Origin of the sequence: Vibrio ouci (genome assembly GCF_004551525.1) — a bacterium.
GTDB classification, from domain to species: domain Bacteria; phylum Pseudomonadota; class Gammaproteobacteria; order Enterobacterales; family Vibrionaceae; genus Vibrio; species Vibrio ouci.
This window is the reverse complement of the sequence record NZ_SATR01000269.1, coordinates 1-698: the sequence shown is the minus strand read 5'-3', so window position 1 is coordinate 698 and position 698 is coordinate 1. Positions and strand designations below refer to the sequence as shown.

Below are 698 nucleotides of genomic sequence, written 5' to 3'. Positions count from 1 at the left end.
ATAACGCCGCGTTAAGTAGTGAGCAACGCTACCACATAACTTAACCAGACCACCGTAAACACAAAACCCAACGATAGCACTAAAAATGCTAGGCGTTGGGAATCTGTCTTAAACGCTTTGTTAGCCGTTTAGTTGGAAGTGTGGTGATGGGCTACATTTTCAAGCCTTTCAGCCAACCATATCTTAATAATCGACTGTCGTGTCACACCTACTCGACTAGCTTCACGGTCTAATGACTCTAACATCCATGCTGGAAAGTCGACATTGACTCGTTTCTGTTTTTGCATTGGACGCTTAACTTTAGATAAATCTAGATCACCTAAAATGTCATCGTCACTTTCAAACTTGGCATCAAACTCATGCGCTTTCATATAAGTTCACCTCCGCTTTGCGTGAACGCCTGACTGAAATGATCCGAATATTTAGCCCACGATATGTAATGACACCAGACCAATGTTTGCCATTAAGCATACCGATAACTAAATATCTCGGTTCATCGTTTGTGTTTGCAGGGATCTCGATAAGATCAGAGTCGTTCCACAAACCTTGAGCTGTATAGAAATCAATTCCATGTTTCTCAAAGTTTGACCTGCTTTTGTTTTCATCAAATTCAAATTTAACCATGAGTAAAAATTACACCCTTTTTACTCATTTGGCAAATTGTACATGATCTGAAGATTTTGGGAACGGCTAACGCC

Annotated in this window: 2 protein-coding genes; both read right to left on the bottom strand. The window is 40.4% G+C overall.

The window, feature by feature from the left end; all coding sequences use genetic code 11:
- Positions 1 to 128: 128 nt before the first annotated feature.
- Positions 129 to 371, bottom strand: a complete 243-nt coding sequence (gene brnA, locus ELS82_RS25610; RefSeq protein ID WP_045497854.1) for a type II toxin-antitoxin system BrnA family antitoxin — start codon at positions 369 to 371, stop codon at positions 129 to 131.
- Positions 358 to 624 (bottom strand): BrnT family toxin, encoded by a 267-nt coding sequence (locus ELS82_RS25605; protein ID WP_134837832.1) that lies wholly within the window; start codon positions 622 to 624, stop codon positions 358 to 360. Before ELS82_RS25605 ends, brnA begins: the two co-directional genes overlap by 14 nt.
- Positions 625 to 698 lie beyond the last annotated feature (74 nt).

What these genes read in the sequence shown, in the direction of transcription:
- brnA (WP_045497854.1), bottom strand. Translation starts at nt 371, where the DNA reads ATGAAAGCGCATGAGTTTGATGCCAAGTTTGAAAGTGACGATGACATT.
- ELS82_RS25605 (WP_134837832.1), bottom strand. Translation starts at nt 624, where the DNA reads ATGGTTAAATTTGAATTTGATGAAAACAAAAGCAGGTCAAACTTTGAG.